Below are 22,033 nucleotides of genomic sequence, written 5' to 3' on the forward strand. Positions count from 1 at the left end.
GGTACCACAGGGAGTTCCGTGTCCAGTTGCAAGGTCTGCTCGCTCAAGGCCGACCACCCCGGCGTGGTACTCGACGACCAGCAGGTGTGCAATCTCTGCAACCTGGACTTCGCCGAGGACCTGCTCACCAACTACCGCTACACCAATGAGGTGTTCACCGAGTTCCAGCAGGCGCCGCCGTCCGGCGGGGAGTACGACTGCCTGTTCATGTACAGCGGCGGCAAGGACAGCACCTACATGCTGGACAAGTTCGTCAACGAGTACGGCAAGCGGGTGCTGGCCTTCACCTTCGACGTGCCGTTCGAGAGCGTGCACGCCGCGCAGAACATCGCGCTCGCCCGGGAGAAGATCCCGGCCACCTTCGTGCTGGACGCCGACGACGACAACATCAAGCTGATGATGCGCGAGGTGTTCAACCGTCCGGCGCCCAAGAAGCCGGGCAAGTACCTGGACGAGAAGCTGCCCTGCGTCTCCTGCCGGACCTTCTTCGTGCTGCGCGCGATCCTGATGGCCTACCGCCAGAAGATCCCCTACATCGCGCTCTGCGCCGACCCGCAGCAGATCCTCACCATGGAGTCCAACGTCCGCGAGGTGGTGCGCGGCTTCTACAAGACCTTCGGCGAGCGGCTGACCGACACCCTGTTCGGCGGCGAGCTGGAGGAACTGCTCTTCGACGAGGACGAGAACCTGCCGAAGATCGTCTTCCCGTTCATCGCGATGCGCCACGAGTACGACCCGGACCGGATCGTCGAGGAGCTGCGCGCCAAGGGGCTCTACCAGTCCTCGCCGCTGGAGACCCACTGCACGCTGTTCCCGCTGCTGAACTACTACTCGTTCAAGAATTTCGACTGCATGTTCTACAAGCTCAACGCGGCCAGCCATGTGCGCTCGGTCAAGCGCAACGCCGACTACGACCGCAACACCTTCAGCATCAAGTTCCCCCGCTCGCTCGACCTCGCCGACGTGGAGTCGAAGCTGGGCGAGGTGGTGCGGGCGATCGCCGCCGGCGAGGGCAGCCGGGCGGACCACGAGGCCACGCTGGTGGAGGTGTTCCAGCGGATGGACGCCTCCGAGGACGCCGCCCGCTTCGTGGCCCAGAGCTTCCTCGACATGCGTTCGGTCGCCGCCGACCTCGGCATCACGCTCAGCTGAGAAGCGAAGGGAATCCCGTCATGACTGTTTCCGACTCCGATGTCGCGATCATCGGCATGGTCTGCCGCTTCCCCGGCGCCGACTCGGTCGAGCGCTTCTGGGACGTACTGCGCGAGGGCCGCGAGACGCTGACCCGCTACACCGACGAGGAGCTGCTCGCCGCGGGCGTGCCCGCCGAGCGACTGGCCGACCCGCGCTACGTGAAGGCCGGTCAGACCATCCCCGACGTCGACCTGTTCGACTCCGAGCTGTTCCAGTTCACCCACGACGAGGCCGAGATCCTCGACCCGCAGCACCGGATCTTCCTGGAGTGCGCGCTGCAGGCCCTGGAGCGGGCCGGCTACGACCCGGAGCACACCGAGGGCCACATCGGCGTCTACGCGGGTGCGGGCATGAACACCTACCTGCTGCACAACCTCGGCGAGCGCTACCGGACCGCCAACTCCATCGACCACTACCGGCTGATGCTGGCCAACGACAAGGACTTCCTGGCCACCCGGGTCTCCTACAAGCTCGACCTGCGCGGCCCCAGCATCAACGTCAACACCGCCTGCTCCACCTCGCTGGTCGCCGTGCACACCGCCTGCCTGGCGCTGCTCAGCGGCGAGTGCGAGCTGGCCCTGGTCGGCGCGGTGCACCTGGGCTCGCAGCAGGGCTACCAGTACCAGGAGGGCATGATCTTCTCGCCGGACGGCCACTGCCGGGCCTTCGACGCGAACGCCCAGGGCACGGTGATCGGCAGCGGCGCCGGCGTGGTGGTGCTCAAGCGCCTCAAGGAGGCGCTGGCCGACGGCGACTGGATCCACGCGGTCATCAAGGGCTCGGCGGTCAACAACGACGGCTCGCACAAGACCGGCTACACCGCGCCGAGCATCGCCGGGCAGGCCGAGGTGATCGCCGACGCCCAGGAGGTGGCCGGCGTCGAGCCGGACGGCATCGGCTACGTGGAGGCGCACGGCACCGGCACCCCGCTCGGCGACCCGATCGAGGTGGCCGCGCTCACCGAGGCCTTCCGCCAGGGCACCGACCGGACCGGCTTCTGCGCGCTCGGCTCGGTGAAGACCAACATCGGCCACCTGGACACCGCCGCCGGCCTGGCCGGCCTGATCAAGACCGCGCTGATGCTGGAGCACGGCACCCTGGTGCCGAGCCTGCACTACACCGCGCCCAACCCCGACATCGACTTCGCCGCGAGCCCGTTCTTCGTCAACACCGAGGCCACCGCCTGGCCGGCCGCCGACGGGCCGCGGCTGGCCGGGGTCAGCTCCTTCGGGATCGGCGGCACCAACGCCCACGTGGTGCTGCAGGAGCCCCCCGCCAGGACCGCCGCCCCGCGCGGGCGCGACTGCGAGCTGCTGGTCCTCTCCGCCCGCTCCGAGGCCGCCCTGCAGCAGGCCGCCGCGGCGCTGGGCCGCCATCTCAAGCAGCACCGCGAGCTGGACCTGGGCGCGGTGGCGCAGACCCTGGGCCTGGGCCGGCGCAGCCACCCGCACCGGCTCGCGCTGGTGGCCCGCGGCACCCGGCAGGCCGCCATGGCGCTGGCACTGGGCGACGAGGAGCAGCTGCGCCAGGGCGTGGTGGGCCGCGAGCCGACCGCCCCCGTGCTGGTGCTGACCGGCGCCGCGGCCGAGCCCGCGGACAGCGCGGAGCTGTACCAGGCGGTGCCGCAGTACCGCACGGCAGTCGACGCCTGCGCCGGCGCGCTGGGCCGGCCCGGTGCGGCCGAGGCGCTGCTGGGCGAGGGCGGCCCGCGGGCCGGCTTCGTGCACGAGTACGCGCTCGCCCGGACCCTGCTGGCCTGGGGCGTGGAGCCCGCCGGGCTGGCCCCCGGCGGCACCGGCCTGGCCGTGGCGGCGGCGCTCTCCCAGGCGCTGCCGCTCGCCGAGGCGCTGGCCCTGGCCGAGGGCGGCGCGCCGCTGCGGCCGCAGGCGCCGCGGCTGCCGGTGCTCGCGCCGGGCACCGGTCGCTGGCTGACCGAGGAGGAGAGCCTGCTACCCGGCAGCTGGACCGCCGCCGGACGGGTGACCGAGGGCCTCGCCGAGCTGCTCGCCGAGGCCGGTCGGCACCCCGTCGCGCTGACCCCCGCGGCCGGTGAACCGGGCGGTCTGGCACACCTGTTGACCCTGGCCGGGCAGCAGTGGGTGCTCGGAGCCGAGCTCGACTTCGCGGCCGTGCACGAGGGCAGCGAGATCCGCCGGGTGCCGCTGCCCACCCACCGCTTCGAGCGGCGCCGGCACTGGGTCGAGCCCGGCGCCCACACCACCGCCGCCGCGCCCGCGGACGCCGAGCGGCTGATCGCCAGGTTCGATCCCGAGGACCGGCAGCAGAACGTGGAGCTGGTCACCGACTACCTGGTCGAGGGGATCGGCAAGGTGCTCGGCGGGCGCCACCTGGCGGCCCTGGACACCAACCTCTTCGACCTGGGCCTGGACTCGCTGGTGCTGATCGAGGTGGTCGCCCGGCTCGGCGAGGAGCTGGACTTCGCCGTCCCGGCCACCTCCTTCGTCGAGTTCCCGACCATCCGCAGCTTCGTGGACAACCTTGCCGAGCTGATGGGCTTCGCCCCCGGCCCGCAGCCCGGGGCGGCGGCCCCCGCCACCCGCACCTCCCGGCGGGCCCAGCGGGCCGCGGCCCGGCAGGACTAGGCCGTGTCTCATCATTCCCGCCGGGCGCGCGAATGATGAGACACACCCTGCCCCCGCCCCTCCGGCTTCCCCACCCGTCGTCCCAGCGGCGGTAGACACCGGGCCCGCTGACCCCGCGCCCGATGACCCTGTGAGAGAGAGAACTGTGGACGACAAGCGGAAGCTGCTGCTGAGCCTGCTGGCCCGGGGTGCCGGTACCCCGGCCCCGGCGAGCGAGGGCGTGGCGATCGTCGGTGTCGCCGGCCGCTACCCGCTGGCCGGGACGGTCGGCGAGCTGTGGGACAACCTGCTCGCCGGCCGGCACTGCATCCGGGAGGTGCCCGCCGACCGCTGGGACGCCGACGCGCACTTCGATCCCAGCGGCGTGCGCGGCAGTTACAGCAAATGGGCCGGATTCATCGACGACGTCGACAAGTTCGACCCGCTCTTCTTCCAGATCTCGCCCGCCGACGCCGAGGCGATGGACCCGCAGGAGCGCCTCTTCCTGCAGACCGCGGCGGCCACCCTGGACGACGCCGGCTACCCCGCCGCCACCCTCGCGGCCCAGGGCCGGGTGGGCGTCTTCGTCGGCGTGATGAACAGCAACTACGAGTGGATGGGCGGCGAGGCGAACGCGCTGGGCGTGCCGAGCGACGCGCACTCCAACCACTGGTCGATCGCCAACCGGGTCTCCTACACCTTCGACTTCACCGGCCCCAGCCTCGCGGTGGACACCGCCTGCTCCGCCTCGCTGACCGCGATCCACCTGGCCTGCGAGAGCCTGCGCACCGGCGAGTGCGCGGCGGCGATCGCGGGCGGCGTCAACCTGATCCTGCATCCCATGCACCTGCGCACCCTGGCGCAGCGCGGGATGATCGCGCACGACGACCGGCTGAAGAGCTTCGGCGCGGACGCGGACGGCTTCGTCGACGGTGAGGGCGTGGGCGCGGTGCTGCTCAAGCCGCTGGCCAAGGCGCTGGCCGACGGCGACCGGGTGCTCGGGGTGATCCGTGGATCAAGCATCAACTCCGGTGGCAAGACCGGCGGTTACACCGTGCCGAGTGCGGCTGCGCAGACCGCGGTGATCCGCGCGGCGCTGGAGCGCGCCCAGGTGGCCGCCGAGACCGTCGGCTACGTGGAGGCGCACGGCACCGGTACCCCGCTGGGCGACCCGATCGAGATCGCCGGGCTGCTGGAGGCCTTCGGCGGGCGGATCGACCCCGCGTCCGACCGGGAGCGGCCCGCCGTCGCGGTCGGCTCGGTCAAGTCCAACATCGGCCACCTGGAGTCGGCGGCGGGCATCGCTGGCCTGACCAAGGTGCTGCTGCAGTTCCGGCACCGGCTGCTGGTGCCCTCGCTGCACTCGGCGCGCCGCAACCCGGAGATCGACTTCGCCCGCACCCCCTTCGAGGTGCAGCAGACCCTGCAGCCCTGGGTGCACCTGGAGCGCCCGGACGCGGACGGCGCCACCGAGCGCCTGCCGCTGCGCGCCGTGGTCAGCTCCTTCGGCGGCGGCGGCGCCAACGCCTGTGTGGTCGTGGAGGAGTACCTGCCGGTCGGCGCGCCCGAGCCGGTGGCGGCCGGGTCGGAGCAACTGCTGGTGCTCTCCGCCAAGAGCGAGGACCGGCTGCGGGCGAGCGCGGCGGACCTGGCGGCCTTCCTGGGCCGGGCCACCGTGCCGGGCCGGCCGGCCCAGGACCCGGAGCACCGAGGGCTTGCCCGCGCCCAGCGGCTCTGCCTGCGGCTGGCCGCCGAAACCGTGGGCGTGGCCGTGGAGTTCCTGGACCTCGGCACCGAACTGGCCGACTGCGGCTTCGGCGTGGCCGAGCTCGCCCGCTACCACGCGCTGCTGGCCGCCGAGTCGGGCACCGAGCTGACGGCCGCCGCGACGAGTGCGGACACCATCGGCGCGCTGGCCGCGGCACTGGCCGCCTCCTCGGCCGACGCCGACGCCGGGCCGGCGGCCGAGGACGCGGACCTGCGGCTGGCCGATGTCGCCCACACCCTGCAGGCGGGCCGCACCCCGTACGAGTTCCGCCTGGCCCTGGTCGCCCGCTCGGCGGCCGAGGCCGCCGAGGTGCTGGCCGGCTACGCCGCCGGGACCGGAACACAGCAGGGCCGGGTCAGCACCGGCCGGGCCGCCCGCGCCCGGATCGAGCTCGCCGGGCCCGAAGCCGCCGCGCTGGAGCAGGCGGTGGCCCGGCGCGACCTGGCCGCGGTGGCCGAGCGCTGGGTGACCGGCGCCGGGGTCGACTGGGCGCGGATCACGCCCGCGGCGGCCCGCCGGATCGAGCTGCCCGGCTACCCGTTCGCCCGGCGGCGCTACTGGATCCCCCAACTCCCCGCCGTCGCCGGCGCCGTGGCCGAGCCGACAGCCGAGCCGGTGGCCGAGGAGCTGCCCGACTTCTACCGCCCGCTCTGGGTGCGGGCCCAGGCGCCCGCCGCCGAGCCCGCGCGTCCTGGGCAGCGGATCGTCGCCCTGGTGACCGCCACCTCGCGCTGGCTGGGCGAGGCCCTCGCGGCCCACCAGCCGGACGCCCGGGTGGAGTTGGTCCGGCTGGACGAGCAGCCCACGCAGGTCTGGCTGGCCGCGGCCGCCCGCGCCGACCTGGTGCTCCACCTCGGTGCGGCCGGCGCCGGGGTGACCGACGGGCTCGGCGCCGAGCAGGCGGCCGAGCAGCTGCGCTACGGCTCCCACGCCCTCTTCCACCTGCTGCGGGCCGCGGCGGTCGACCGGGTGGTGGCGGTCACCAGCGACGTGCACCCGGTGGCGGGCAGCCCGGTGCGCAACCCCTTCGGCGCCGGTCTGCACGGTCTGCTGCAGGTCGCCCCGAAGGAGCGCCCCGAACTGCGGGTGGCCGGACTCGACTTCGCCTCCGAGGAGTTCAACGGCCGGACGGCGTCCGAGGCCCTCCGCCCGCTGCTGGACGCGATCCTGGCCGAGCCCCTGGACGGCACCGGCCGCACGGCGGCCCTGCGCGGCGGGGTGCGCTACCTGCGCCGCCTGGGCAAGGTCGAACTGCCCGAGAGCGGACCGGTCTTCCGGGACGGCGGCGTCTATCTGCTGATCGGCGGCACCGGCGGCATCGCCCAGGAGCTGAGCCTGCACCTGGCCCGGCGCCACCGCGCCAAGCTGCTCTGGTTCAGCCGCGGCGCGCTGACGGCCGAGCAGCAGGCCGCGGTGGCCGCGATTCAGGCCGCCGGTGGGCAGGTCGCGCACCTGCGCGGCGACGCCTGCTCGGCCGCCGACCTGACGGCGGCAGTCGCCGAGGCGCACCGCCGCTTCGGCGCCCTGCACGGGGTGGCGCACGCGGCGATGGTCTTCGACAACCACACCCTGGCCGACCTCGACGAGGCTTCCTTCACCGCCGCGACCAAGGTGAAGACCGAGGGCGCGGCGGTGCTCGCCGCCGCCCTCGCCGGGCAGTCGCCCGACTTCCTGGCCTACTTCTCCTCGGCCGGCTCCTTCGGCAGCTTCGCGGGCAACGGCGCCTACATCTGCGCCTCGGCCACCGAGGACGCCTACGCGCTCTTCCTGCGCGAGCGCCTGGACTTCCCGGTCACCGTGATCAACCAGGGGTACTGGGGCCAGGTCGGCTCCGGGGCCCAGCCCGGCCTCGCGGAGATCTTCGCGGGCCTGGGCATCAGCGGCTTCAGCGCCGCCGAGGGGATCGCCGCCGTGCGGCGGATCCTGGGCAGCGGCCTGCCGCAGGCGATGCCGATCCGGGCCAACCGCCGTGCCCTGGAGGCGATGGGCCACGACCCGGCGCTCGACGGCGAGTCGTACGGCGGCGGCCACCCGGCCGCCCTCGCCGGTGCCGCCGCCCGACTGGGCGCGGGCACCGCCACCGACCCCGCCGCCGCCCGGGTGATCGCCGGCTACCAGGAGCTGGAGGCGGTCTCCGCCCCCATGCTGCTCGGCGTCTACCAGCGGATGGGCGTCTTCCGGCGCTCCGGCGAGCGGCACCACAGCGAGCACCTGCGCGGCGCCCTCGGCATCCAGGGCCGGTTCCAGCGGCTGCACGAGGCGCTGCTCAACATCCTGGCCGGGGCCGGCTTCCTGGCCCGGGACGGCGAACAGGTCACCACCACGGCCGCCGTCGACGCGGTCGACCAGGCCACGGCGGCGGCCGGCTGGACGGCCGAGTTCGACCGGCTGGCCACCGCCTACCCGGACATCGAGCCGACGGTCACCCTCAACCGGCTCTTCCTGGAGGCCTATCCGCAGATCCTGCGCGGCGAGGTGGGCGCCACCGAGATCATGTTCCCCGGCTCCTCGATGAAGCTGGTGCAGAACTTCTACAAGGGCAACCCGCTCACCGACTCCTTCAATCTGCTGGTGCGCGAGACGGTCCGCTGCTTCCTCGACCTGCGGCTGCCGCAGCTGCCGGCCGCGGCGACGATCCAGGTGGTCGAGCTGGGCGCCGGCACCGGCGCCACCAGCGAGCGGGTGCTGCCGGCGCTGGCCGAGCACCCGGGCCGGGTCGGCTACACCTTCACCGACATCTCGCCGCGCTTCCTGGAGTTCGGCCGCGAGCGCTTCGCCGAGCGCTACCCGTTCACCCGCTTCCAGGTGCTCAACCTGGACCGGGAGCTCGCCGAGCAGGGCTTCGAGCCGGCCTCGGCGGACATCGTGCTGGCCACCAACGTGGTGCACGCCACCAGGAACCTGCGGGCCACCCTGCGCCGGGCCAAGGCGCTGCTGCGCCCCGGCGGCTGGCTGGTGCTCAACGAGCTGACCTCGGTGCGCCCGCTGCTGACCATCGGCGGCGGCGTGCTGGAGGGCTGGTGGGTCTTCGACGACGGCGAGCTGCGGATGCCCGACTCGCCGCTGGCCTCGCCGCAGGGCTGGGCCCGTCTGCTGCACGAGGAGGGCTACACCCAGGTCCGGGCGCTGGGCGCGGACCGCGCCGAGCTGGGCCAGACCGTGCTGGTCGCCGAGAGCGACGGGGTGGTGCTGGGCGCGGTGCCGACCGTCGCCGCTGCCGCGCCGGGCGAGACCGCCGACGCCCAGGCGGGCACCGCCCCCGCCGCCGCTCCTGCCGCTGCCGCCGACACCGTCGGCGAGCGGCTGCGGGAGCTGGTGGAGCGGGTCCTCAAGCTGGAGGAGCGGATCGACCCCGACCGCCCGCTCGCCGACTACGGATTCGACTCGCTCAGCGGCATGAAGATCGTCTCCGCCGTGGACGACGCCTTCGGGGTCAGCGTGCCGCTCGGCGACTTCTTCGAGCGCCCGACGCTGCGCGAGCTGGCCGCCCACCTGGCGGCCGGCTGGCTGGCCGACGCCGTCCCGGCCACCACGCCCGAGGCCGCGCCCGCCCCCGCGCCCGCCACTGCCGAGGCCGCACCCGCCGCCACGCCCGCCGTCCCCGTACCCGCCGTCCCCGCACCCGCTGCGGCCCCGATGGCCGCCCCCGCCGCCGTGGCCGCCGAGCTCGTGCTGCGCCCGCGCCGGGAGCGCCAGGACCTCGATCTGACGGTCCATCAACTCTCCGAGGGGCAGCGCGCACTGTGGGTGATCGAGCAGATCGCCCCCGGCAACTACGCCTACAACCTGCCGCTCGCCCTCTGGCTCGACCGCGACCTCGACGTGCTCGCCCTGCGGGTGGTCCTGCAGGACCTGCTCGACCGCCACGAGGAGTTGCGGGCGAGCGTGCGCACCGGCCCTGACGGGCCGTTCGTCCGGATCGCCGCTGAGCCCGAACTGCCCTTCCAGCAGGTCTTCCTGACCTCGGTCGACGAGCAGGAGGTGCTGGCCCGGATGCGCACCGAGCTGCGCCGCACCTTCGACCTCGCCGAGGGCCCGCTGCTGCGCGCCACCCTCTACACCCTCGGCGACGGCCGCCAGGCGCTGCTGCTCGCCTTCCACCACCTGGTCTTCGACGGGGTCTCCATCGCCCTGCTGCTGGCCGAGCTGGAGCAGGGCTACCGCACGGTCCGCGCCGGCCGCCTGCTGCCCGCCGATCGGCCCGCCCGCAGCTACGCCGACTTCGCGGCCTGGCAGCGCGAGTTGCTGGCGAGCGCCGAGGGGCAGCGCCTGCGGGAGTACTGGGTGGAGCGGCTGCGCGGCCGGCGGACCACCGTGCCGCTGCCACTGGACCGCCCGCGCCCGCCGGTGCCCGGCTTCCGGGGCGCCAGTGTGGACGGCCACCTGCCCGCGGCACTGGCCGAGCAGGCCCGCGCGCTGGCCGCGGCCGAGCAGGTCTCGCTCTTCGGCGTCCTGCTGGCGGGCTGGTTCGCGCTGCTGCACCGCTACAGCGACCAGGGCGACATCGCGGTCGGCACGCCCACCGCGGGCCGTCCGGCCGGTGGCTACGAGGACGTGCTCGGCTACTTCATGAACATGGTGGTGCTGGCCGAGCGGATCGAGGGCGAGGAGCCCTTCCGCGCCCTGGTCCGCCGGGTCCACCGGACCACCCTGGGCGCGCTGGAGCACAGCGCCTACCCGCTGATCACCCTCGCCGAGGAGCTGCGGCGCGCGGACCCCGCCTCCGGTGCGCCGTTCAACGTGGCCTTCTACTTCCAGAACTGGACCCGCGGCGCGCAGGCCGCCGACCCGGGCCGGGCCCTGGTGCTCGGCCCGGTGGAAGGCGTCCACCAGGAGGGCGAGTTCGACCTGACCCTGGAGGTGGTCGAGCAGGCCGAGGGCTGCCGCTACTCGCTCAAGTACGACCCCGAGCTGTTCGACGCCGCCACCGTCGAGCGGATCGGCGAGCACTTCGCCACCCTGCTCGCCGACGCGGTGCGGGCGCCCGGGACCACCGTCGGCGAGCTGGAGCTGCTCACCGCGGCCGAGCGCGAGCAGCTGGCCCCGCCCGCCGCCGCCGACTACCCGGCCGACACCCTGGTCTGGGAGCTGGTGCGGCGCCAGGCCGAGGCCCGCCCCGGCGCGGTGGCCGTCCGCTACCAGGACACCGAACTGACGTACCGTCAGCTGGCGGACAGGACAGTGGCATTGGCGGGGCGCCTGACGGCCGCCGGGGTCGGCCGCGGCCGTACCGTGGGCGTCCTGCTGCCGCGCGACGCCGACCTGCCGGTGGCGTTGCTCGCCGTGCAGGCCGCCGGTGGCGCCTACGTCCCGCTCGACCCCGCCTACCCGGCGCAGCGCCTGGCCTACATGGCCGAGGACGCCGGGCTGCACCTGATGCTCACCCACTCCACCGTCCAGGGCGACCACGGCGCGGTGCCCCGGCTGCTGGTGGACCGGGCGGACGTGCAGCCGCCCGCCGCCCCCTCGCCCGGCCCCGCCGGGCCCGCGGACACCGCCTACGTCATCTACACCTCCGGCTCGACCGGCCGGCCCAAGGGCGTGCGGGTCCCGCACCGGGCGCTCACCAACTTCCTCTGGTCGATGGCGCGGGAGCCCGGCTTCGGCCCGGCGGACACGCTGCTGGCGCTGACCACGGTCTGCTTCGACATCTCGGGCCTGGAGCTCTACCTGCCGCTGATCAGCGGCGGCACGGTGGAGCTGGTGGCCACCGAGACCGCCCGGGACGGCCTGCGGCTGCGGGCGGCCGTCGAGCGCTCCGCCGCCACCGTCGTCCAGGCCACCCCGGCGACCTGGAGCATGCTGCTGGCCGCCGGCTGGCAGGGCAGCGCCGACCTCACCGTGCTGTGCGGCGGCGAGGCGCTCTCCGGCGACACCGCCCAGGCGCTGCTGGCCGGCAACCGCGCGGTGTGGAACCTCTACGGGCCCACCGAGACCACCATCTGGTCGGCGGCGAGCCGGCTGGCGGCGGGCGAGCGGGTGACCATCGGCACCCCGATCGCCAACACCGTGCTGCACGTGCTGGACAGCGCACGCCGCCGGGTGCCGACCGGGGTGGCCGGCGAGCTCCACATCGGCGGCCACGGGGTGGCCGACGGCTACCTCGGCCGCCCCGAGCTGACCGCCGAGCGCTTCCTGCCCGACCCGTGGGCGGGCGACCCGGACGCGCGGATGTACCGCACCGGCGACCTGGTGCGCCGGCTGCCCGACGGCCGGATCGAGTACCTGGGCCGGATCGACTCCCAGGTCAAGGTGCGCGGCTTCCGGGTGGAGCTGGAGGAGATCGAGGCGACCCTGCGCCGCCTGCCCGGCGTGCGCGAGGCCGTGGTGGTCGCCCGTGACCTGGGCGGCGGCAACCACGCGCTGCTGGCCGCCTACCTGCTCGCCGACGGCGCCGCCGAGCCGACCCGCGAGCAGCTGGCGGCCTGGCTGCCGGAGCACATGCTGCCCGACGCGCTGATCCGGGTGACCGGCTTCCCCCGCACCCTCAACGAGAAGGTGGACCGGGTGCGGCTCGCGGGCCTGTCGCCCGCCGAGCTGCGGGCCGCCTTCGGCGCCGTGGGCGCCGGCGAGCCGCACCCCGCCGCCGAGGCCGTCGGCGGCCCCGGCGAGCGGCTGCAGGCACTGGTGGCCGACCTGGCCCGGCTGGTCGCCGGTCTGGTCCAGGCGCGCCCGGAGGAGATCGGCGCGCGCACCCCGCTCGGCGAGGTGGGCATGAACTCGGTGACCTTCACCGCGCTCAGCGCCGAGTTGCGCAAGGCGTACGGCATCGAGGTCTACCCCACGCTCTTCTACCGCCGCGGCACCCTGCTCGCGCTGGCCGAGCACCTGTGGGAGCACCACCGGGCCGAGCTGGCCGCCCGGTTCGGCAGCGCGCCCGCTCCGGCCGGGGCGACGGTCGCCGCCCCCGAGCCCGTCCGCGAACCCGCGCAGCCGGGCCGCCCCGAGGACATCGCGGTGATCGGCATGGCCGGGCGCCTGCCGGGCTCCGCCGACCTCGAGGAGTTCTGGCAGCACCTGGCCGCCGGCGACGACCTGGTCGGCGAGATCCCCGCCGACCGCTGGGACTGGCGCGACCAGCCGCGCTCCCGCTCCCGCTGGGGCGGCTTCGCCCCCGACGTCGACCGCTTCGACGCCGCGTTCTTCGGGATCTCCCCGCGCGAGGCCGAGTTGATGGACCCCCAGCAGCGCCTGATGCTGGAGGTGGTCTGGTCGGCGATCGAGGACGCGGGCTACCGCCCCTCCGAACTGGCCGGCAAGCGGGTGGGCGTGTTCGTCGCGGTCACCAACTCCGACTACCTGGAGGTGCAGCGGGCCGCCGGGCGCGGCACCGAGGGCCACACCCTCACCGGCGCCGCGCTCTCCATCATCCCCAACCGGGTCTCCTACCTGCTGGACCTGCGCGGCCCGAGCATCGCCGTGGACACGGCCTGCTCCGGCTCGCTGACCGCCGTCCACCAGGCCTGCGCCGCACTGCGCGAGGGCAGTTGCGACCTGGCGATCGCCGGCGGAGTGAGCCTGATCCTGGCGCCGGGCGTCTACGAGGCGCTCAGCCAGGGCGAGATGCTCAGCCCCGACGGCCGGTGCAAGGCCTTCGACGCCCGGGCCGACGGCTACGTGCGCGGCGAGGGCGCCGGCGTGGTGCTGCTCAAGGCGAACGACCGGGCCCGGCGCGACGGCGATGCGGTGCACGCGGTGATCAAGGCGGTCGCGCTGGGCCACGGCGGGCGCAGCACCTCGCTCACCGCCCCCAACCCCGACGCCCAGGCCGACCTGCTGGTCGAGGCCTACCGGGCCGCCGGCGTGCCGCTCGCGACCGTCGGCTACATCGAGGCGCACGGCACCGGCACCGCGCTGGGCGACCCGATCGAGACCACCGGGCTGAGCACCGCCTTCCGCCGGCTGCGCGCCGAGCGCGGCCCGGCCCCGGCGGCCGGCTGCGCCATCGGCTCGGTCAAGACCAACATCGGTCACCTGGAGGCCGCCGCGGGCATCGCCGGGCTGTTCAAGGTCGCGCTCGCGCTGCGGCACGGCACGATCCCGGCCAGCCTGCACTTCCAGGAGCAGAACCCCTACCTGGAGCTGGACGGCGGCCCGTTCGAGGTCGCCGCCACCGCCCGACCCTGGCCGCGCCCGCGCGACGAGGCCGGAGGAGAGCTGCCGCGCCGCGGCGGGGTCAGCTCCTTCGGCTTCGGCGGGGCCAACGCGCACCTCGTCCTGGAGGAACCGACCGTGCCGGACATCCGTGCGGAGCAGGCCGCGGAGCAGCTGTTCGTGCTCTCCGCCCGTGACCCGCAGGCGCTGCGGCTGACCGCCCAGCGGCTCGCCGACCACCTGGCCGGGCAGCAGGTCCACCCGGCCGACCTCGCCCACACCCTGCAGCTGGGCCGCGAGCCGATGGCCCACCGGCTCGCCGTGGTCGCCCACGGCACCGCCGCGCTCCGCACCGAGCTGGCCGAGCACCTGGCCGGGCGCCCGTCCTCGGTGCGCACAGGACGGGCCGAGCGCGCCGCCGCCGACGTCCCGGCCGCCGCGACCGGGGACCCGGGCGATCTGAGCAGCCTCGCGGACGCCTGGCTGGCGGGCGCCGAGGTCAACTGGGCCGCCCTGCACCAGGGCGCCGCGCGCCGCCGGGTGCACCTGCCCGCCTACCCGTTCGCCCGCACCCGGCACTGGGTCACCCCGGCGCAGGCCCCCGACGGGGCGCCCGCCCGGCTGCACCCGACCCTGCTGGACGCCGACCGCTCCACCGCCGGGCAGCAGGTGTACGCCAAGACGCTCACCGGCGAGGAGTTCTACCTGCGCGACCACGTGGTCGGCGGCGAGCTGGTGCTGCCCGGCGTGGCCTACCTGGAGATGGCCCGCCTGGCGGGCGAACTGGCCGCCGGACAACGGCCGGTGCGCGGTGTCGACGGCCTGGTGTGGGCCAGCCCGGTCCGCCTCCCCGCCGGTGGCGAGCACCGGCTGGAGGTCAGGCTCACCGGGACGGCCTTCGAGGTGGCCGGTGCCGGCGACGGTGCCCCGGTGCACGCGCGCGGCACCCTGCTGCTCGGCGAGCCCGGGCCCGCCGAGCGCCCCGCCCCGGTCGACCTGGCGGGCGTGCGCGCCCGCTGCACCCGGGTGCACCCCGGCGCGGAGTGCTACCAGGCCTTCACCCGGCTCGGCTTCGCCTACGGCCCGAGCTTCCAGGTGATCGAGGAACTCGCCGAGGGCGAGCACGAGGTGCTGGCGACGCTGCGACTGCCCGCGGAGCGCCGCGCGGACGCGGACGCCTACGTCTTCCACCCCTCGCTGCTCGACGCGGCCCTGCAGACCGCGGGCCGGCTGGCCCCCGGCGCCGGCGACCCCGCCGTCCCGGTGCCCTACCTGCCGTACTCGCTGGGCTCGGTGCGCCTGTACGGCCGGCTGCCGGAACAGGTGCACGCCCACGCCACCCGCGCCCGGCGCCCGGTGCCGCCCGGCACGCTCGGCTTCGACGTGACGCTGCTCGACGGGAGCGGCCAGGTGGTCGCCGCGATCGAGGACTTCACGCTGCGCGCGGTGCCCGTGCGGCCGCCGGTGGACGCGGTGGCCGCCTTCGAGCCCCACTGGCAGCCCGCCGAGGCCGCCCGGCGCGAGCTCACCGGCACCGTGCTGCTGCTGGACGCCGGCTCCCAGGGCATCGCGGTCGGCGCCGCGCTGGCCGAGCTGGGGGTGACCACCCACCGGATCGAGCTGGGCGCCGGCTTCGACGCCGCGGCCGCGGTGCGGGCCGGGCAGCACGGCCCGGTCCACGTGGTGCAGCTGGCCGGCGAGCAGCGCGAGCCCGGCAGCGCGCTGGAGACCGGCTTCCACGCCGCGCTGGCCTTCCTCCAGGCTTGGCAGCGCGAGCGGCGCGGCGCGCTGCGCCACCTCTACGTCCACCGCGACCCCGCCGCCTCGCCGGTCCACCCGGCGATGGCCGCCTTCGCCCGCTCGGTGCGGCTGGAGCACCCGGCCGTCGACTTCGGCGTGCTGGCGGTCGCGACCGGCTCCCTCGCCGAGGCGGTGGTGGCCGAACTCGGCGCCGAGGGCGAGCCCGAGGTACGGATCGGCGAGCTGGGCCGGACCCGGCGCGCCTGGCGACAGGTCGAGCTGCCCGCCGCCACCGGCGCGGCGTTCACCGGCCCCGGCGCCCAGCTGATCACCGGCGGCACCGGTGCACTCGGGCTGCTGCTCGCCGAGCACCTGGCCGGCGTGCGGCGCGCCGCCGGGCTGCCCGCCGACGCGATCGTGCTCGCTGCCCGCCGCACGCCCGACGCGCGGACGCGGGAGCGGATCGCGGCCATCGGCGCCACCTTCGTGCAGGCCGACCTCGCCGACGCCGCCCAGGTGCGCGCGCTGGTCGCCGGGGCCCGCCGCGACCACGGCGCGGTCGGCGGCGTCCTGCACGCCGCCGGAGTGCTGCGCGACGGCCTGCTCCAGCGCAAGGAGCGGGCGGACACGGATGCCGTCCTGGCCGCCAAGGTGCAGGGCACGGTGCTGCTCGACGAGGCGACCAAGGACGAGCCGCTGGCGCACTTCGTGCTCTTCTCCTCCGCAGCCGCCGCGTTCGGCAACATCGGCCAGAGCGACTACGCCTTCGCCAACGCCTTCCTGGACCACTTCGCCGCCGAGCGCGAGCGGCAGCGCCACAGTGGCGCCCGGCGGGGCCGCACCCTCTCCGCGGCCTGGCCGGTCTGGGCGGACGGCGGCATGCGGATCGACGCCGCCGCCGAGGAGTACATGACCCGGGTGCTCGGCATGCGCCCGCTGCGCACCGCTCCCGGCCTGGCGGCGCTGGAGCGCGCGCTGGCCGGCGGCGCGTCGCACCTGCTGCTCGCCCCGGGCGACCCGGCGCGGATCCTGGCCGCCCTGGAGGGCGGCCGGGCCCGGCCGACGGCGGGCCCGGCCGCCGCGCCGCAGGCCTCGGGCGACGCGCAGGTACAGGCCGAGCAGCTGCTGCTGCGGCTGCTGGCCGAGGAGTTGAAGCTCCCCGAGACGGAGATCACCGTCACGGAGTCCTTCGACCAGTACGGCGTGGACTCGCTGATCACCATGAGCCTGGTGCGCCGGCTGGAGGAACACTTCGGGCCGCTCTCCAAGACCCTGCTCTTCGAGTACGTGACGGTCCGTGAGCTGGCCGGCCACCTGGCGGCCGAGCACCCGCAGGCGCTCGCCGCGCCCGCCGTCCCGGCCGCCGCACCCGCGCCTGCGCCCGTGGCCGAAGCCGTCGCAGCGCCCGTGGCCGCACCCGCGCCCGTCGCGCCGTCCGTGGCCGCCCCCGTGGCCGAGCCTGCGCCCGCGCCCCTCGCCGCTCCGCTGCGCCCCGCCGCCGGGAGCGAGGAGATCGCCATCATCGGCGTCGCCGGACGCTACCCGCAGGCCGACGACGTCGACGAGTTCTGGCGCAACCTGCGCGCCGGCCGGGACAGCGTGGAGGAGATCCCGGGCGAGCGGTGGGACCACGACGGCTTCTACAGCCCGGACAAGTCCGTCTTCGGCAAGACCTACGGCAAGTGGGGCGGCTTCGTACGCGGCGCCGACCGCTTCGACCCGCTCTTCTTCCGGATGTCGCAGATCGAGGCCGAGCACACCGACCCGCAGGAGCGGGTCTTCCTGGAGACCGTCTGGCACCTGCTGGAGGACGCCGGCTACACCCGCGAGCAGCTGCGCGGCACCCGCACCGGCGTCTTCGTCGGCATGATGTACGGCCACTACCAGCTCTACGGCGTGCAGGAGGCGCTGCGCGGCACGGGCTTCGCCACCTCCTCGTCCTACGCCTCGGTGGCCAACCGGGTCTCGTACTTCTTCGACTTCGCCGGGCCCAGCGTCGCGCTGGACACCATGTGCTCCTCCTCGCTGGTCACCATCCACCAGGCCTGCCTGGCGATCCGCAATGGCGACTGCGAGGTGGCGGTGGCCGGTGGCGTCAACATCTCCAGCCACCCGGTGAAGTTCCTCCAGCTCGCCCAGCGCGGCTTCCTCGCCGAGGACGGCCGCTGCCGCAGCTTCGGCGAGGGCGGCACCGGCTACGTGCCGGCCGAGGGCTCCGGTGCGGTGCTGCTCAAGCGGCTGGACGCGGCCCTCGCCGACGGCGACCGGATCCTCGCGGTGGTCAAGGCCTCCAGCGTCAACCACGGTGGCGCGGGCGCGGGTTACAGCGTGCCCAACCCCAAGGCGCAGGGCGACCTGGTGCGCGCCGCGCTCGACCGGGCCCGGCTGAGCGCCGCCGACCTGGACTACCTGGAGGCGCACGGCACCGGCACCGCCCTCGGTGACCCGGTGGAGGTCAACGGCATGCTGCGGGCCTTCGGCAAGGAGCTGCCCGAGCAGCTGCCGATCGGCTCGGTGAAGTCCAACATCGGGCACGCCGAGTCGGCCGCCGGGATCGCCGCGATCACCAAGGTGCTGCTCCAACTGCGCCACGGCGAGCTGGCGCCCTCGCTGCACGCGGACCGGCTCAACCCGAACATCGACTTCGCCACCACACCGTTCCGGGTCCAGCGCGAGGGCGCGCCGTGGCCGCGCCGGGTGCTCGCGGACGGCACGGTGCGGCCCAGGACGGCGGGGGTGAGCTCGTTCGGCGCGGGCGGCACCAACGCCCACATCATCCTGCAGGAGTACCTCGGCGAGCAGGCGCCACCGTCCGTCCCGGCCCCCGGCCCGCAGCTGGCCGTGCTCTCCGCCAAGGACGCCCGCCACCTGACCGCGCAGGCCCGCCGCCTGGCGGCCCACCTGCGCGCCGAGGGGGCCCAGGCCGCACCCGCCGAGGTCGCCTGGACGCTGCAGAGCGGGCGCGAGGCGATGGCCCACCGGCTCGCGGTGCTCTTCCACGACCTGCCGGAACTCGCCGCCCGACTGGAGGAGTCGGCGGCCGGCGGCCAGCCGGCCGGGAGCTGGACCGGCGTGGTCGACCCGCGCCGCCCGGCCGCGGGCGAGGCACCGGCCGCCGAGCCCGCCGCCTGCGCCGAGGCCTGGACCGCGGGCCGCTCGGTGGACTGGTCGGCCCTGCACCCCGGCACCCGGCCGAGGCGGGTGCCGCTGCCCGGCTACCCCTTCGAGGGCGACCGGGTCTGGCTGGCCGCCGCCGACGCCGAACTCGCCGCGCTGAGGACCGTCGCGCCGACCACCGCCCGGCCCACCAGCGCCGTGCCGACCCCCCAGGGCACGGGCGAACCCGCCCCCCAGGGGCTGCTGCTGACCCGGCAGTGGGTCCCCGCCCCGGCCGCCGCCCGCACCGCGCTTCCCGGATGCACCGCCGTGCTGGCCGTGCCGGGCACCGAGGCGCTGGCTGCCCGGCTGGCGGCTCTGCTGCCCGCCGCCGAGGTGCTGACCGGCGAACGGCTCACCGCGGAACTCGCCGACCCCGCCACCCGCTGGGACCGGTTCGACGCCGTGGTCGACCTGGCCGGCTGCGCCGACCCGGCGCTGCCGCCCGCCCACTCCCTGCTGCCGAGCTGGCTCGGCTGGCTCCAACACCAGGTCGACCAGGGGCGGCGCGAGCTGTCCGTGCTGCTGGTCTCCCGCGCAACCGGGAGCGACGAGGGCGGCGAGAGCGGCCAGGCCGGCCCGGTGGGCCTCGGCGGCGCGGCCCGGGTGGGCCTGTACCGGATGCTCCAGAGCGAGTACCGCCACCTGCGCTCGCGCCACCTGGACCTCGGGCGGCGGACCACGGACGAGCAGCTGTGCCACTGGGTGGCCGAGGAGCTGGCCACCGAGGGCGACCTGCCCGAGATCGCCTACCGGGACGGCATCCGGCACCGGTCCGAGCTGCGCGAACTCCCCCAGGGCGGCCACGGCGGGCAGCGCGAGCCGCGCTTCCCGGCCGGTTACGTGCTCTGGGTGACCGGCGGCACCCGCGGCCTGGGGCTGCTGACCGCCCGGCACTTCGTCGCCCGGCACGGCGTGCGCAAGCTCGTCCTCACCGGCCGCGAGGCGCTGCCGCCCCGGGCCGAGTGGGCCGGTCACATCGCCGCCGACGGCCCGCTCGGCCGCAAGCTGCGCCCGCTGGCCGAGCTGGTCGCGCAGGGCGTCGAACTGGAGGCCCTGGCCGTCCCGCTGGAGGAGCCGGAGGCACTGGCCAAGACCCTGGCGGAGGTCCGGCGCCGGATGGGTCCGGTGGGCGGGGTGGTCCACAGCGCCGGCTTCACCGACTTCGAGAACCCCGCCTTCGTGCGCAAGACGCAGACCGGCATCGCCCGGGTGATCGGCCCGAAGATCCTCGGCGTCGACGCACTGGTGGAGTGCTTCCGCGACGAGCCGCTGAGCCTGTTCGTGCTGTACTCCTCGGTCGCCGCCGTGCTGCCCGCGCTCGCGGTCGGCCAGAGCGACTACGCGATGGCCAACGCCTACCTGGACGCGGTCGCCGAGGCCCGCCCGTACGGTCTGCCGCTGGTCAGCGTGCAGTGGCCGAGCTGGAAGGAGACCGGCATGGGGGAGGCGCGCAGCGCCGCCTACCAGGCCTCGGGCCTGGCCGCCCTGACGGACGAGCAGGGGCTCGGCCTGCTGGACCGGGCGCTTGCGAGCGGTGCCCGGGTGGTGCTGCCCGCGGTGGCCAGGGCAGGTGCCGACTGGCGCCCCGAGCGGCTGACGGCCCGTCGGCTGGAGGCGGTACCGGCTGCTCCGGCTGCTTCGGCGCCCGCCGCGGCGGCTGCGCTCGCGCCGACCCCCGCCGCCGCACCGGCAGCGGCAACACCCGCCGCTGGCAAGGAGGCTCAGGGGGCGATCGCGGCGGTGGCCGGCTGGCTGCTGGACCGCCTCGCGGCGGACCTCCGGTTCGACCGGGCGAGGCTGACCGGTGACGTGCCGGTGCAGGACTTCGGCATCGACTCGATCATGGTCTCCCAGCTGGTCCAGACCGTCGCCAAGCGGCTCGACGTCTCGGTCGACCCCTCGGCGCTGCTGGAGTACCCCACGGTCGACGGCTTCGCGGCCTACCTCGCCGAGGAGCACCCGGTGGAGCTGCTCGCCGCCTTCGGCACGAGCACCCCGAGTACCGCGGGCACTGTGGGCACCCCGGGCAGCGTGGGCACCCCCGTTGTCGCAGCCCCCGCGCCCGCACCCGCACCCCAGCCCCCCGCGCGCCCCGCCGCCGAGCAGCCCCGCGCCACCGGCGACATCGCGGTGGTGGGCCTGTCCTGCCGGTTCCCCGAGGCCGGTTCGGCCGAGGCGTACTGGGAGCTGCTGCGCCAGGGCCGTTCGGCGCTGCGCCCGATCCCCGAACGGCGGTTCGGCCGCCCGCTCGGCTACCACGCCGGCCTGCTGCCCGAGGAACTGCGCTTCGACCCGGAGGCCTTCCTGCTCTCCGAGGCGGACGTCGCGGCGATGGACCCGCAGGCACTGCTGCTGATGGAGGAGGTGCACCGCGCCGTGCACCAGGCCGGCTACCGTCCGGCCGAGCTGAAGGGCCGCCGGATCGGCGTCTACGTCGGCGGCCGGGCCACCCACACCCCGGACGGCGCGCTGCTGGAGCAGGCCAAGAACCCGGTGGTGGTCACCGGGCAGAACTACCTGGCCGCCAACATCTCGCAGTTCTTCGACTTCCAGGGCCCGAGCCTGGTGGTCGACACCGCCTGCTCCTCCGCCCTGGTGGCGATGGACATGGCCGTGCAGGCGCTGCGCGCGGGCGACATCGAGTCGGCCGTGGTCGCGGGGGTGAGCCTGCTCGCGGACGACCGGGCCCACCAGGTCTTCGGCCGCCGCGGACTGCTCAACCCGGGCGCCGAGTTCCACGTCTTCGACAGCCGGGCGGCGGGCCTGGTGCTCGGCGAGGGCGTCGGCGTCGTCCTGCTCAAGCCGCTGGCCGCCGCGCAGGCCGACGGCGACCGGGTGCTCGCGGTGCTCAAGGGCATCGCGATCAACAACGACGGCCGCACCGCGGGCCCGGCCACGCCCAACCTCCAGGCGCAGAAGGAGGTGATGGTGACGGCACTGACCCGCAGCGGCCACCAGCCGCAGGACGTCGGCTGGGTGGAGGCCAACGGCTCCGGCTCGACCGTCACCGACCTGCTCGAACTCAAGGCGGTGGAGGGCGTCTACCGCAGCGGCTCCGCGCAGCCCGTGGCGCTCGGCTCGATCAAGCCCAACATCGGCCACCCGCTGGCCGCCGAGGGCATCGCCGCCTTCGTCAAGGTGGTGCTGATGCTGCAGCACCGCGAGCAGGTGCCGTTCGGCTCCGGACAGGAACCGCTGAAGCACTTCGACCTGGCCGCCTCCCCGCTGTACTTCCCCAGGCAGGCGCAGCCCTGGCCGGCCACGGCCGAGCTGGCCGCCATCAACTGCTTCGCCGACGGCGGCACCAACGCCCACCTGCTGCTCGGCCCCGCGCCGGCCGGCCACCGCGGCGCCCGCCCGCCGCTGCCGCAGCCCGAGCTCAACCGCCGGGTGGTCGTGCGGGGCACCGGCGAACCCGTGGCGCCCGCCGCCACGGGCCTGTTCTGGGACAGCTACCGGTGACCGCGCCGACGCTGCGCGCCGAGCCGGTCCGCAC

General features: G+C 75.3%; 3 protein-coding genes. All 3 read left to right on the forward strand.

Features of this window, described 5'->3' with window-relative positions:
- Positions 1 to 18: 18 nt before the first annotated feature.
- The gene (locus OG294_RS36260) at positions 19 to 1,152 is read left to right on the forward strand and encodes an OzmP (RefSeq protein WP_327070810.1); all 1,134 of its coding nucleotides are present in this window, start codon (positions 19 to 21) and stop codon (positions 1,150 to 1,152) included.
- A 20-nt stretch (positions 1,153 to 1,172) separates the two neighbouring features.
- The gene (locus OG294_RS36265) at positions 1,173 to 3,797 is read left to right on the forward strand and encodes a type I polyketide synthase (RefSeq protein WP_327070811.1); all 2,625 of its coding nucleotides are present in this window, start codon (positions 1,173 to 1,175) and stop codon (positions 3,795 to 3,797) included.
- 145 nt (positions 3,798 to 3,942) lie between these two features.
- The gene (locus OG294_RS36270; protein WP_327070812.1) at positions 3,943 to 21,999 is read left to right on the forward strand and encodes a non-ribosomal peptide synthetase; all 18,057 of its coding nucleotides are present in this window, start codon (positions 3,943 to 3,945) and stop codon (positions 21,997 to 21,999) included.
- Positions 22,000 to 22,033 lie beyond the last annotated feature (34 nt).

It is taken from the genome of Kitasatospora sp. NBC_01302 (genome assembly GCF_035976515.1).
In the GTDB taxonomy this organism is placed as follows: domain Bacteria; phylum Actinomycetota; class Actinomycetes; order Streptomycetales; family Streptomycetaceae; genus Kitasatospora.